Annotated in this window: 13 protein-coding genes; all 13 read right to left on the bottom strand. The window is 71.6% G+C overall.

Annotation, left to right across the window (positions count from 1 at the left end; genetic code table 11):
- Positions 1-38: 38 nt before the first annotated feature.
- Complete coding sequence (locus tag OG245_RS22560) at positions 39-431, bottom strand: YccF domain-containing protein (RefSeq protein WP_371625296.1); 393 nt, start codon at positions 429-431, stop codon at positions 39-41.
- Positions 428-1,291, bottom strand: a complete 864-nt coding sequence (gene htpX, locus OG245_RS22555; RefSeq protein ID WP_215111173.1) for a zinc metalloprotease HtpX — start codon at positions 1,289-1,291, stop codon at positions 428-430. Before htpX ends, OG245_RS22560 begins: the two co-directional genes overlap by 4 nt.
- Before the next feature lie 328 nt (positions 1,292-1,619).
- A complete protein-coding gene (gene mscL, locus OG245_RS22550; protein WP_371625295.1) occupies positions 1,620-2,087 on the bottom strand; it encodes a large conductance mechanosensitive channel protein MscL in 468 nt (155 codons plus the stop codon).
- 117 nt (positions 2,088-2,204) lie between these two features.
- On the bottom strand, positions 2,205-3,812 hold the full coding sequence (locus tag OG245_RS22545) for an NADH-quinone oxidoreductase subunit N (protein WP_371625294.1): 1,608 nt from the start codon (positions 3,810-3,812) through the stop codon (positions 2,205-2,207).
- Positions 3,809-5,470: an NADH-quinone oxidoreductase subunit M gene (locus OG245_RS22540; protein WP_371627959.1), complete on the bottom strand. Its 1,662-nt coding sequence runs from the start codon at positions 5,468-5,470 to the stop codon at positions 3,809-3,811. The genes OG245_RS22545 and OG245_RS22540 overlap by 4 nt, the downstream gene beginning before the upstream one ends.
- A 26-nt stretch (positions 5,471-5,496) precedes the next feature.
- Positions 5,497-7,497, bottom strand: coding sequence for an NADH-quinone oxidoreductase subunit L (locus OG245_RS22535; RefSeq protein ID WP_371625293.1), 2,001 nt, complete (start codon positions 7,495-7,497; stop codon positions 5,497-5,499).
- Complete coding sequence (gene nuoK / locus OG245_RS22530; RefSeq protein WP_371625292.1) at positions 7,494-7,940, bottom strand: NADH-quinone oxidoreductase subunit NuoK; 447 nt, start codon at positions 7,938-7,940, stop codon at positions 7,494-7,496. The genes OG245_RS22535 and nuoK overlap by 4 nt, the downstream gene beginning before the upstream one ends.
- Positions 7,940-8,629: an NADH-quinone oxidoreductase subunit J gene (locus tag OG245_RS22525; RefSeq protein WP_371627958.1), complete on the bottom strand. Its 690-nt coding sequence runs from the start codon at positions 8,627-8,629 to the stop codon at positions 7,940-7,942. Before OG245_RS22525 ends, nuoK begins: the two co-directional genes overlap by 1 nt.
- Complete coding sequence (locus OG245_RS22520) at positions 8,629-9,219, bottom strand: NADH-quinone oxidoreductase subunit I (protein WP_371625291.1); 591 nt, start codon at positions 9,217-9,219, stop codon at positions 8,629-8,631. Before OG245_RS22520 ends, OG245_RS22525 begins: the two co-directional genes overlap by 1 nt.
- The gene (locus OG245_RS22515) at positions 9,219-10,181 is read right to left on the bottom strand and encodes an NADH-quinone oxidoreductase subunit H (protein ID WP_371625290.1); all 963 of its coding nucleotides are present in this window, start codon (positions 10,179-10,181) and stop codon (positions 9,219-9,221) included. Before OG245_RS22515 ends, OG245_RS22520 begins: the two co-directional genes overlap by 1 nt.
- Entirely contained in the window at positions 10,178-11,581 is a 1,404-nt protein-coding gene (locus tag OG245_RS22510; RefSeq protein ID WP_371625289.1) for an NADH-quinone oxidoreductase subunit C, read from the bottom strand. Before OG245_RS22510 ends, OG245_RS22515 begins: the two co-directional genes overlap by 4 nt.
- Positions 11,578-12,270 (bottom strand): NADH-quinone oxidoreductase subunit B, encoded by a 693-nt coding sequence (locus OG245_RS22505; RefSeq protein WP_371625288.1) that lies wholly within the window; start codon positions 12,268-12,270, stop codon positions 11,578-11,580. The genes OG245_RS22510 and OG245_RS22505 overlap by 4 nt, the downstream gene beginning before the upstream one ends.
- Positions 12,261-12,722 (bottom strand): NADH-quinone oxidoreductase subunit A, encoded by a 462-nt coding sequence (locus tag OG245_RS22500; RefSeq protein ID WP_371627957.1) that lies wholly within the window; start codon positions 12,720-12,722, stop codon positions 12,261-12,263. The genes OG245_RS22505 and OG245_RS22500 overlap by 10 nt, the downstream gene beginning before the upstream one ends.
- Positions 12,723-12,909: the final 187 nt, after the last annotated feature.

Here is a 12,909-nt window from a genome sequence, read left to right as displayed (position 1 = left end):
GGGACGGACACCCCGGGTCCGGTGGGCGGCGCGGCGGACTACCGGGCGGCGAAGGGCTGGTCCGTGCGGACGATCTCCTTGCCGAAGGGCATGAGGGAGACGGGGATCAGCTTGAAGTTGGCGATGCCCAGGGGGATGCCGATGATCGTGATGCACAGCGCGATGCCGGTGGTGATGTGGCCGAGGGCGAGCCACCATCCGGCGAGGACCAGCCAGAGGACGTTCCCCACGCAGGAGGGCGAGCCCGCGTCCCGGCGGTCGACGACGGTGTAGCCGAACGGCCAGAGGGCGTAGACGCCGATCCTGAAGGCGGCGAGCCCGAAGGGGATGCCGATGATGGTGATGCAGAGCAGGAGTCCCGCGAGCAGGTAGCCGAGGAACATCCAGAATCCGCAGAGGACCAGCCAAATGACGTTCAGGACGGTTTTCACGGGCGATGACCTGCCATCTGTTCTAGTCGGGCGATCCGCTCCGCCATGGGCGGGTGGGTGGAGAACATCTTCGCCATTCCCTGGCCGGGGCGGAACGGGTTCGCGATCATCATGTGGCTCGCGGTCTCGATCCTGGGCTCGGGCGGCAGCGGGAGCTGTTTCGTTCCTGCGTCGAGCTTGCGCAGGGCGCTGGCGAGGGCCAGCGGGTCGCCGGTGAGCTGGGCCCCGGAGGCGTCGGCCTCGTACTCCCGGGAGCGGCTGACGGCGAGCTGGATGACGGAGGCGGCGAGCGGCCCCAGGATCATGATCAGGAGCATGCCGAGGAGCCCGGGCCCCTCGTCGTCGTTGGAGCGGCCCACCGGGATGAGCCAGGCGAAGTTGACCAGGAACATCACGACGGAGGCGAGGGCTCCGGCGACGGACGAGATGAGGATGTCCCGGTTGTAGACATGGCTCAGCTCGTGGCCGAGGACGCCCCGCAGCTCGCGTTCGTCGAGGATCTGGAGGATGCCTTCGGTGCAGCAGACGGCGGCGTTGCGCGGGTTGCGGCCGGTGGCGAACGCGTTGGGCGCCTGCGTCGGGGAGATGTAGAGGCGCGGCATGGGCTGGCGGGCCGCCGTGGAGAGCTCGCGGACGATGCGGTAGAGCTGCGGCGCCTCGAACTCGCTGACGGGTCGGGCGCGCATGGCCCGCAGGGCGAGCTTGTCGCTGTTCCAGTAGGCGTAGGCGTTGGTGCCGACGGCTACCAGGAGCGCGACGACGAGGCCTGTACGTCCGAAGAAGCTGCCGATGACGATGATGAGTGCGGACAGTCCCCCGAGGAGTACGGCGGTCTTCAGCCCGTTGTGCCGGCGGTGCACGGTACGCCCTCCAAGTGGTGCAGCAGGGGAACCCTTTGCATGGTGGTGCTCCACTCCCCAGTGGAGCCTCCTGTACTGGTCAACGCCAGGCGAGAGGAGCTAGTTCCCTTGTGCGTGCGGCCGGAGGGCGGGGGCTGTGCCGCGTGTTCGCGCCGGTCGGGCGCCCGGCCCCGTACGGAGTGGCGCTGAGCCGTACGGGTGGCGGGGCTGCTCGTGGTGCGACGGTCCTACGGGTGGGCATGCGTCGCTGTGCGCACGCGTCGCTGTGCGGTCGCTGCCGCTCTGCGGCGGTCGGTACCGACGTACGGCGGCCGGTGCCGCCGTGCGGTCAGTGCTGCTGTGCGGGGAGCTTGGCGAGGGAGAGCGCCTCGGGGTCGGGCTCGACCTCGCTGGTGCAGTGGCCGCAGCGGGAGGCGACGGCGGGGATCTCGCTGAAGCAGCGCGGGCAGTCGCGGAGGGCTGCCTTGATGTCGACGGCCTGCTCCTCCTCTTCCTTGGCGAAGCGGTTCTGCACCTTGGCCATGGGGACGACGACGCAGAAGTACAGCACCGCCGCGGTGATCAGGAAGGCGATCGCGGCGGCGATGAAGAGGCCGTACGGGAACACGACGCCGTCGACTTCGTAGGTGGCCTTGCTGAAGTCTCCGGTGCCCCGCGTGGCGAGGCCGATCAGCGGCGTGATGAAGGCATTGCTGAAGCCCGTGACGACGGCGGTGAAGGCCGCCCCGACCGCGAGGCCGATCGCCATCGAGATGACGTTCCCGCGCAGGATGAAGTCCTTGAACCCGTTCAGCACTGCTCTCTCTTTCCTCTTGCTCCCGGCACGTCCACGCCGGTTACGTGACGTATGCAGCCAAGACCATGCCCTGTGGCGGGGGCCGTGGGCAAACCGGTCTTCCGGGGCGGGGAGACCTCAGAAAAGGCTGACGGAGGCGACGCGCAGGACGGTCTGCGGGAGCCCGGAGAGCAGGATTCCGGCGGTGGCGGTGAGGGCGATCGCCGTGGTGAGCGGGGTGGGGGTCCGGAATCGGCGCGGTGGAGCGGAGGTCGTGGTTCCGGTGGTGGCCCCGGTGGTTCCCGGGGTGCCGTCGGGTGCCCTGAAGAGGATCGCGGTCCACTGAAGGTAGTAGTAGAGAGCGATCACCACGTTGACGGCCATGACGACGGCGAGCCAGCCGAGGCCCGCGTCGACGGCCGCGGAGAAGACGGTGACCTTCGCGAAGAGCCCGATGATGCCGGGCGGCAGTCCGGCCAGGCAGAGCAGGAAGAAGCCGAGGGCCAGGGCGGCGAGCGGGCGGGTGGCGTACAGGCCCCGGTAGTCGGAGAGCCGGTTGCCGGGGTGGGTACGGGCGACGACGGCGGCGACCGCGAACGCGCCCAGGTTCACGACGGCGTACATGAGGGCGTACGCCACGGTGGAGCCGATCTGGTCGTCGCTGGAGTACGCGGCGGCGGCGATCGGGACCAGGAGGTAGCCGGCCTGGGCGACCGAGGACCAGGCGAGGAGGCGGACGGCGCTGCGGGCGCGGTCGGCGTTCTGGCGGAGGGCCGCGACGTTGCCGACGGTCATGGTGAGCGCGGCGAGGACGGCGAGTGCGGGCCCCCAGACGTCGGCGTAGGAGGGGAACGCGATGACGGTGACCAGAATGAGCCCCGAGAATCCGACGGCTTTCCCCACGACGGAGAGGTAGGCGGCGATGGGGAGGGGCGCGCCGACGTAGGTGTCGGGGACCCAGAAGTGGAACGGCGCGGCGGCCGTCTTGAAGGCGAAGCCGACGAGGGTGAGGGCGACACCGGTCTTGGCGAGGGTGTCGAGCACCGGGGGCACGTCGTCGAGGCGGACGGCGATCTCGGTGAGGTGCAGGGTGCCGGTGGTCGCGTACACGAAGCTGACGCCGAGCAGCATGACGGCGGTGGCGACGACGGAGGAGAGGAAGAACTTCCAGGCGGCCTCGGAGGAGCGCCGGTCGCCGCGGACGATGCCGACGAGGGCGAACGCGGGCAGCGAGGCGACTTCGAGGGCGACGACGAGCGTGGCGAGGTCGCGGGCGGCGGGCAGCAGTGCGGCGCCGGAGGCGGAGGCCAGGAGCAGGAACCAGTACTCCCCCGCCGGCAGTCTGCGGGTGTCGTCGAGCGAGAGCAGGACGGTGAGGAAGGCGCCGCCGAGGACGAGGGCCTGGATGACGAGGGTGAAGTGGTCGGCGGTGTAGCTGCACGCCTGGGCGCCGGTGGTGACGCAGAAGGTGGCCCGGTCCCCGGCGCGCAGGGGGATCAGGAGCGCCAGGGCGGCGGCGAGGGCCGTGAGGGCTCCGTAGCCGAGGAGCCGCTTGCGGTGCGCGGGCAGGAACAGGTCGGCGACCAGGACGATCAGGGCGGCCAGCGCGGTGAGGGTGGGGGGCGCGATGGCGAGCCAGTCGATGGACTGGACGAGGCTGGGGGCGTCGGCCGCGGCGAGGCTTCCGGCGGCTTCGCCGGTGCCGGGGGCGGTCGGGCCCGGGGATGTACTGAGGTCCGCGGTCACGACTTGCCTCCTGCGAGGAGCTTCTGCACGGCCGGGTCGGTGAGGCCGAGGAGGACCGCGGGCCAGAGACCGGCGAGGACGGTGAGCGCGGCGAGCGGGGTCCAGGCGGCGGCTTCGTACGTCTGGATGTCGGCGAGCTGCGGGGTGGTGGAGGTGACGGGCCACGCTCCGGCGGCTCCGGACGGCTGGGGGCCGCCGTCCGCCGCTTTCGGGCCGTCCGCCGCCTGTTCGGCCCGGTCGTCGGGCGACAGCCGGGCCTGCGGCGGGTGTTCGCCCATGCAGACGCGGCGGACGACGATGAGCATGTACGCGGCGGTGAGCAGGGTGCCGAACGCCCCGATGGCCATGAAGGTGCGGAACGCGGGGCGGCTGAGTCCTTCGGCGGGGCTGTACGCGCCGAACAGGGTGAGCATCTCGCCCCAGAATCCGGCGAGCCCGGGGAGGCCGAGCGAGGCGATGGCGGCGAAGGCGAGCAGGGCGCCGAGGCGGGGCGCCCGGCCGTAGAGGGCGGCCCCGGTCGCTCCGGCGAGGGTGTCGAGGTCGGCGGTGCCGTAGCGGTCCTTGATGGCGCCGACCAGGAAGAACAGCAGGCCGGTGATGAGGCCGTGGGCGATGTTGGCGAAGAGCGCGCCGTTGACTCCGGTGGGGGTCATGGTGGCGATGCCGAGCAGGACGAAGCCCATGTGTCCGACGGAGGAGTAGGCGATGAGGCGCTTGAGATCGCCCCTGGCGCCGGTACGGGCCAGGGCCAGGCAGGCGAGGGAGCCGTAGACGATGCCGACGACGGCGAACGCCGCGAGGTAGGGCGCGAAGGTCCGCATGCCGTCGGGGGCGATGGGGAGCAAAATCCGGACGAATCCGTACGTTCCCATCTTCAGCAGGACGCCCGCGAGGAGCACGGACCCGACGGTGGGTGCGGCGGTGTGGGCGTCGGGGAGCCAGCTGTGCAGGGGCCACATCGGGGTCTTCACGGCGAGGCCGAGACCGATCGCGAGTACGGCGATGACCTGCACGGATGTGGTGAGGCCCCGGCCGTTGTCAGTGGCGAGTGCCACCATGTCGAAGGTGCCGCTCTTCAGCCCGATGAGGAGGATGCCCAGCAGCATGACGACCGAGCCGAGCAGCGTGTAGAGGATGAACTTCCAGGCGGCCGCCTGCCGCTGGCCGGCGCCCCAGCGGGCGATGAGGAAGTACATCGGGATGAGGACCATCTCGAAGGCGAGGAAGAAGAGCAGCAGGTCGAGGACGGCGAAGGTGGCGAGGGTGCCGGACTCCAGGACGAGGACGAGGGCGACGAAGGCCTTCGGTGAGGGGCCCGCGGGCAGCTTGAAGTAGCTGTACAGCGCGCAGAGGAAGGTCAGCAGCGCGGTCAGGAGCAGGAGGGGGAGCGAGATGCCGTCGATGCCGAGGTGGATGCGGACGTCGAGCGCCGGGATCCAGCTGATGTCGGTGGTCGCCTGCATCGTGGCGGGGTGGTCGTGGTCGAAGCCGACGGCCAGGACGATCGTGGCGACGAGGACGGCGCCGGTGACGGTCACACCGTGGCGGAGCACGGCCTGGTCGGGGTTCTTCCCCTTGAGTCCGGGCGGGGCGGGGAGCAGGGCCGCGACGGCGCCGAGGAGCGGGGCGACGACGACGAACGCCAGAAGGAACTGCATCACGGACGCACTGATATCGATCACGGTCACGACCCCGCGTTGACGTTGGCGAAGACGACGGCGGCGATCGCCAGGACGAGGGACCCGGCGAGCAGGGCGCTGACGTAGGTCTGCACGTTGCCGGTCTGGGCCCGGCGGACGGCGGTGCCGAGGAGGCGCGTGACGGCGCCCGATCCGTTGACGTAGGTGTCGACGACCTCGCGGTCCAGGAAGCGGACGAGCCGGGCTGCTCCCTGGACGGGCCGGACGAACAGCATCGTGTACAGGGCGTCGAGGTGGAAGCCGGTGACCGCGTGGCGGTGCAGCCGCCCGAGGAGCAGCCTGCCGGGGTCGGCCGGGTCGGGAGCGCCCGCGATGGTGCCGTAGACGGCGGTGTGGGACGTCATGGCCTCGGCTTCGACGAGGGCGGGTTCGACACCGGGGTGGGCGGTGACGGCGCCGATGGGGGTGCGGGCGGCGAGGGCGGTGGTGTGGCGCCACGCGCCGTAGGTGACGAGGCCGCCGACGAGCGTGACGCCGGTGGAGAGGACGGCGGTGGTGAGGGACGGCGTGAGGTCGTGCCCGTCGAACCAGTCCCCGATCATGCCGACGGTGACGCCGAAGCCGATGGTGGGGACGGCCAGGATCCACAGGACGGAGGTCATGGCGGCGGGCTGCTTGCCGTGGTCGGGGACTTCCGCGCCGCGCCCGCGGAAGGCGAGGAGCCAGAGGCGTGCGGCGTAGGCGGCGGTCAGGACGGCGGCGAGGAGCCCGGCGACCAGGATCGTCCAGCCCGCGGCGGCCGGGGCGACGCTCCGGTCCCCGAGGGCGGTGTGCTCGGCGGCGACGAGGACGGCTTCCTTGGAGAAGAAGCCGGCGAACGGCGGGATGGCGGCCAGCGCGAGGAGCGCGACGGTCATCGTCCAGAAGGCGTCCGGGATACGGCGGGCGAGGCCTCCCATCCGGGACATGGCGGCGAGCGAGTTGGTGCCCGCCGCGTGGATGACGACGCCCGCGGCGAGGAAGAGGACCGCTTTGAACGCACCGTGCGAGATCAGGTGGAAGACCGCCGCGCCCCGGTCGCCGACGGCCAGGGCGCCCGACATGTAGCCGAGCTGGCCGATGGTCGAGTAGGCGAGGACGCGTTTGATGTCGTCCTGGGCGAGGGCGGCGAGTCCGGACCCGATCATCGTGACGGCGGCCATCACGGCGAGGACGACGAGCGCCGCGCCGGAGGCCGCGAAGACGGGCAGCAGACGGGCCACGAAGTAGATGCCGGCGGCGACCATCGTCGCGGCGTGGATGAGCGCGGAGACGGGGGTGGGGCCGGCCATCGCGTCGGGCAGCCAGGTGTGCAGGGGGAATTGGGCCGACTTGCCCGCGACGCCCGCGAGGAGCAGCAGGGCGATGACCGTGGGGTGGTCGAGTCCGCCGTTGCCGACGGCGGCGAGGATCTTGGTGATCCGGAAGCTGCCGGTGTCGGCGGCGAGCGCGAACAGACCGATCAGGAAGGGGACGTCGCCGAGCTTGGTGACCAGGAAGGCCTTGAGGGAGGCGGCCCGGGCCTCGGGCGTCTCCCAGTAGTGGCCGACGAGGAAGTACGAGCAGATGCCCATGATCTCCCAGCCGACCAGGAGCACCATCAGGTCGCCCGAGTAGACGACCAGCAGCATCGCGGAGGTGAAGAGGGAGACGAGGGCCGCGTAGGAGGGGTAGCGGGCGTCGTCGCGGAGGTAGGCCGTGGAGTAGAGCTGTACGCAGGTGGCGACGACGGTGACGAGGACGGCGACCAGAACGGCGAAGCCGTCGAGGTGCAGCGCCAGGTCGATCGGGACCGAGCCGGTGGGCGTGAGCCGGGTCGCGGCGTCGATGGCCGGGCCGCCGCCCTGGCGGACGGCGACGACCACGGCGAGAACGGCCGCGGTGAGGGTCGGGAGGATCGCCAGCGGACGGACGAAACCGGGGGCGGTGCGGCCGACGGCGAGCCCGGCGATGGCCCCGAGGAACGGCAGGAGGGGGACGAGGGCGGCGAGGGTCGTGGTGGTCACGTGGTGGCCTCTGCCTTCTTCGTCTTCCCTGTCGTCCCGTCCGCCCGGCCGGAGGTCGGCTCGGTGCCGTCGGCGCCTGCGTCGGCGCTGTCGGTACCGGCGGTCTCTGCGGTGTCGGGGAGCGTCTCGGCGTCGTCGGTCTCGGCGGTGTCTCGGAGCCGGTCGATGTCGGAGGTGCCCCGGTTGCGGTAGACGGCCAGGACGATCGCGAGACCGATGCCGATCTCGGCGGCGGCGATGGCGATGGTGAAGAGCGTGAGTGCCTGGCCGGAGTGGAGGGCGTCGCGGAGCCAGACGTCGAAGGCGACGAGGTTGAGGTTGACGGCGTTGAGCATCAGCTCGACGGACATCAGGACCAGGATCGCGTTGCGGCGGGCGAGGACGCCGTAGAGGCCGACGCAGAAGAGGAGGGCGGCGAGCACGGCGGGATAGGCGAGATGCATCAGCTCCGCTCCTCCCGTCCGGGTGTGGCGGGCGAGGCGGGTGTACCGGGTGTTCCCGGCTTCACCGTGCGGGCCTTGGCCGTGCCGTTGGTGGCGGGGCGGACCGTGGTGTCCGTGTCGCGCTTGCGGGACAGGACGATCGCGCCTACGAGGGCGGCGAGAAGCAGGACGGAGAGCGCCTCGAAGGGCAGCACCCAGTTCCGGAACAGGAAGGCGCCGGTGACCTCGGTGGAGCCCTGGGCCGGCCCGTCGAGGTCGATCCAGGTGGTGCGGAAGGCGTCGACCACGACCCAGACGAGGGCCGCCGCCGCGGTGGCGGCCACCCCGAGGGCGACCCACCGGTTGCCCGAATCGGCGTCCGGGGAGCGGCCGATGGGGGCCCGGGTGAGCATCAGGCCGAAGAGGAGGAGGACGACGACGGAACCGACGTAGATCAGTACCTGCACCCAGGCGATGAACTCCGCGGTGAGCAGGAGGTACTCGACGGCCAGTCCGCCGAGCGCCACGACGAGCCAGAGCGCGGCGTGCACCAGTTGCTTGGTCGTGACGGTGATGACGGCGGCGCCGAGGGTGGCGAGGCCGACGAGGAGGAACGCGATCTCGACGCCGGACGGGGAGAGGAAGCCGGGATGGTCGCCTGCGGCAGCGGTGGCGGTGGCGCCCACGGTGGCGGTGGCGTTGAGCAGCATCACGGGGTCCCTCCCTTCTCTTCTGCCTGTTCCTGCTGGTTCCGCTGCTCCTGCTGCTCCTGGGCGCGTTGGGCGGCGAGCTTGTCCGCCGCCTTGCGGGCGGCGGCGACCTCCTTCGGCTCCTCGGCACCGGGGTCGAGGGCGGGCGGCTCCGGCACGGTCCACATCCACTCGCGGAGCTTGTCGCGCTCGTGGGTGAGTTCGTGGATGTCCGTTTCCGCGTACTCGAACTCGGGTGACCAGAACAGCGCGTCGAAGGGGCACACCTCGATGCAGATACCGCAGTACATGCAGAGGGAGAAGTCGATGGCGAAGCGGTCGAGGACGTTCCGGCTGCGCTCACGGCCGCCGGGGGCGGCGGGCGGCGACGTCTCCTTGTGGGAGTCGATGTAGATGCACCAGTCGGGGCACTCACGGGCGCAGAGCATGCAGACCGTGCAGTTCTCCTCGAACAGCCCGATGACACCGCGGGAGCGGGGCGGGAGTTCGGGCTGGGTGTCCGGGTACTGCGCGGTGACGGTCTTCCTCGTCATCGTGCGCAGGGTGACGGCAAGGCCCTTGGCCAGGCCGGATCCGGGGATCGGGGACATCAGTTGATCGCCACCTTCACGATGCCGGTGAGCGCGATCTGCGCGAGGGCGAGCGGGACGAGGGTGGTCCAGGCGAGCCTCTGCAACTGGTCCTCACGCAGGCGCGGATAGCTGACGCGCAGCCAGATGACGACGAACGCGAGGAGGGCGGTCTTGAGGACGGTCCAGAGCCAGCCGAGCCCGTCGGCGCCGAACGGTCCGTGCCAGCCGCCGAGGAACAGGACGGTGGTCAGCGCGCACAGGACGACGATGCCGGCGTACTCGGCGAGCAGGAACAGGGCGAAGCGCAGACCGGTGTACTCGGTGTACGCGCCGAAGATGATCTCGGAGTCGGCCACCGGCATGTCGAACGGCGGACGCTGCAGCTCGGCGAGACCGGCGACGAAGAAGACCAGGGCGCCGACGATCTGCCAGGGCAGCCACCACCACGCGAAGGCGTCGAGGATGCCGGTCAGCGAGACCGTCCCGGCCGCCATGGCCACGGAGGCGGCGGCCAGGAGCATGGGCAGCTCGTAGGAGAGGAGCTGCGCGGCGGTACGGAGACCGCCGAGGAGGGAGAACTTGTTGGCGGAGGCCCAGCCCGCCATGAGCGAGCCGAGGACGCCGATGCCCATCACGGCGAGCACGAAGAAGATGCCCGCGTCGACGGCCTGGCCGACCGCGCCGGGGCCGACGGGGATGACCACGAGGACGAGGAGGTACGGGAGGAGGGCGACGGCGGGGGCGAGCTGGAAGACGCGGCGGTCGGCGGCGGCCGGGACCACGTCCTCCTTCTGCGCGAACTTCACGCCGTCCGCGACGAGCTGGGCCCAGCCGTGGAAGCCGCCTGCGTACATGGGGCCCAGGCGGCCCTGCATGTGGGCCATCACCTTGTGTTCCGTCTGGCCCACGAGGAGGGGGGCGACCAGGAACACGACGAAGACGATGGCCAGTCGGAGGGCGACGTCGGACACGTCGTTCACTCGGGATCGCCTCCGGCGGGGTGGTCTGGGGCGGAGTGGCCCGGGGCGGGCTTGTCCGGGGCGGGCTTGTCCGGGGCGGGCTTGTCCGGGGCGGGGGCTGCCTCGTCAGGGGCGGCTTCGTCGGGAGCGGCTTCGTCGGAGGCGGGGGTGGGTTCGTCCGTGGGTGCGGGCTCGCCTTCGGACTCGGCGGCCCGCCGGAGCGGCTGAGCAGACGCGTCCGGAGAACCGGATTCCGGGCTCTCCTGTTCTCCGGAGGGCCGGTCTCCGGAGGGCCGTTCGTCGGAGGGCCGTTCGTCGGAGGCCGGTTCACGGAAAGCCGGTTGGGCGTCGTGCCACGGGGCGTCCGTGCTGCGCACCCGGGGCGGAGGCCCTGAGGTCTCCCCGGGCGCGGGCCCGTCCGACCCCGGGCGCTGACTGGCCGAGCCGCCCGACGCCGACCGGGAGCGGCGCGCCGGAGCGGCCGGGGGTGCCGCGGGGGCGTCCGGGGACGGCTGTTGGCTCGCCGAGCCCTCGGACGCCGACCGGGAACGGCGCGGACGGGTGGTCGTCGGAGGCTCCTGCGGGGGCGTGGTGGCAGTCGGCTGCGTGGTCGTCGTAGGCGTCTCCGGGGGCGCGGACGCGTCCTGAGGCGCGGAGGGCCCCGTTCCGGCAGCCGAGGCGGTGTCCGGTCCGCTCGCCGTGGGGCGTTGTGCCGCCGAGCCCTCGCCCGCGGTGCGGGTACGGCGGGGCGGGCGGTCGGCCGCGGGTCGGGCGGCGCGGCCCGGGCGGGCGGCGGCCGGGGGGAGTTGGCCCTTCAGGGGGCCCCATTCGTTCGGGTCGGGGACGCCGGGCGGGAGCATCGCGCGACGCTTGGGGCCGGTGTGTCCCTCCGCCGGCTCCCCAGGTTCCTTGGCCCCGGGCCAGGCCTTGGCGACGCGCGCGGCCAGGACGAAGTCCTTGCGCAACGGATGGCCCTCGAAGCCTTCCGGCAGGAGCAGCGGTACGAGATGGGGGTGGCCCTCGAAGGAGACGCCGAACATCTCGTGCGTCTCGCGCTCGTGCCAGGCCGCGCCCGCGTAGACGTCGATGGCGCTGGGCAGGACCGCCGCGTCGTGCGGCACGGTCGTGCGTACCATCAGCCGCCGCACCGTACCCGTGCCCACGGCCGCGACATGGGCACTGACCCGGAAGCCGACGCCCGGTTCGTCCACGGCGCTGAGCCAGTCGAAGTAGGTGCACCCGAGTCCGTCGCGGGCGGTCCGCAGCGCGGTGAGCCAGCCGGCGGCGGGGACGTCGACGGTCAGCAGGTCGTACGCGGACTCCGCCGTGGCCTCGTCGCCGAACAGGTCGGTGACCGCGTCCGGCAGCCGACCGTAGGCGGCCTCGGCCGCGGATTCCGTGTGCCGGTCGCCGTCGCTCATCGCCGCTCCTCCGTCGGGCCCGACGTCGGAGCGGGTGCCGCGGCCGGTGCCGTGGGAGCGGACACCAGGCCGCTGCGCAGGGCCTCGGTGGACGGGCCCCCGCCCTTGGCCTCGGCGACCCCGGTGGCGTACCGCTCGGCGAGCGATTCGCGCGCGATCTTCTCCTGGAGCTTGAGAATGCCCTGGAGCAGCGCCTCGGGCCGGGGCGGGCAGCCGGGTACGTACACATCGACGGGGATGATCTGGTCGACGCCCTTGGTCACGGAGTACGAGTCCCAGTAGGGGCCGCCGCAGTTGGAGCAGGCGCCGAAGGAGATGACGTACTTCGGTTCGGGCATCTGCTCGTACAGCCGCTTCACGGCCGGGGCCATCTTGTCCGTCACCGTGCCGGACACGATCATGAGGTCGGCCTGACGGGGGCCGGGGGCGAAGGGGATCACGCCGAGCCGGATGAAGTCGTGGCGCGCCATGGACGCGGCGATGAATTCGATGGCGCAGCAGGCGAGTCCGAAGTTGAAGACCCAGAGGCTGTAGCGACGGCCCCAGTTGAGGACGACCTTCATGGGCTCCGGTGCGAGCCGGGAGAGCACTCCGAGCCGCTTGGGCTCGGGAAGGAGGACCGGGTCGGACGGTGGCGGCGGGGGCGCGGGCTGCTGCGATGCGGGGGTCGGCCGGCTCGTCAGGCCCATGCGAGGACGCCCTTCTTCCATGCGTAGAGCAGTCCCACGGCCAGGAAGCCGAGGAAGATGAACATTTCGATCAGGGTCGTCGCGCCGTATCCGGGCGCCGCGAACACCGTGGCCCACGGGAACAGGAAGATGGAGTCGACGGCGAAGATCACGTACAGGAACGCGTAGACGTAGTAGCGGACCTGGGTGTGCGCCCAGCCCTCGCCGACCGGGTCGACGCCGCATTCGTAGGTGAGGAGCTTCTCCGGGGTGGGGACGACGGGGCGCAGCAGGCGTCCCGCCCCGAAGGCCACGGCGACGAACAGGACGCCGACCAGGGCGAGCAGGCCGATGACCGAATAGTTCTGGAAGTACTCCGAGGCGAGTGCGGTGGCCCCGTCCACCGGAACGCCTGACCCTCCGGGCGCACCGGGCACACCGGGCACACCGGATGCGCCGGGCGCGCCGGTCATGCCCACGGCGTCCGCCACGCCGGTCACGTCCGTAACGTCGGCCACGTCCGCCCCTCGCTCCCTCATCGTCCGCATCTGTCCCGCGCACCTGCTTCTGTACGCACGGGAGTCTAGGGCCTGGTAAACGGAGCGTAAGCAGCCGCGTCGGGCATCAGGTGGGGTTATCCCTACTTCACCCCACCCATGA

Source organism: Streptomyces sp. NBC_01116 (assembly GCF_041435495.1).
Classification (GTDB): Bacteria; Actinomycetota; Actinomycetes; order Streptomycetales; family Streptomycetaceae; genus Streptomyces.
The sequence above is the reverse complement of the archived record's forward strand: the minus strand, read 5'-3'. Positions and strand labels throughout refer to the sequence as shown.

What these genes read in the sequence shown, in the direction of transcription:
- OG245_RS22510 (WP_371625289.1), bottom strand. Translation starts at nt 11,581, where the DNA reads ATGAGCGACGGCGACCGGCACACGGAATCCGCGGCCGAGGCCGCCTAC.
- OG245_RS22505 (WP_371625288.1), bottom strand. Translation starts at nt 12,270, where the DNA reads ATGGGCCTGACGAGCCGGCCGACCCCCGCATCGCAGCAGCCCGCGCCC.
- OG245_RS22540 (WP_371627959.1), bottom strand. Translation starts at nt 5,470, where the DNA reads ATGCAGTTCCTTCTGGCGTTCGTCGTCGTCGCCCCGCTCCTCGGCGCC.
- nuoK (WP_371625292.1), bottom strand. Translation starts at nt 7,940, where the DNA reads ATGCATCTCGCCTATCCCGCCGTGCTCGCCGCCCTCCTCTTCTGCGTC.
- OG245_RS22525 (WP_371627958.1), bottom strand. Translation starts at nt 8,629, where the DNA reads ATGCTGCTCAACGCCACCGCCACCGTGGGCGCCACCGCCACCGCTGCC.
- OG245_RS22500 (WP_371627957.1), bottom strand. Translation starts at nt 12,722, where the DNA reads ATGACCGGCGCGCCCGGCGCATCCGGTGTGCCCGGTGTGCCCGGTGCG.
- OG245_RS22520 (WP_371625291.1), bottom strand. Translation starts at nt 9,219, where the DNA reads ATGTCCCCGATCCCCGGATCCGGCCTGGCCAAGGGCCTTGCCGTCACC.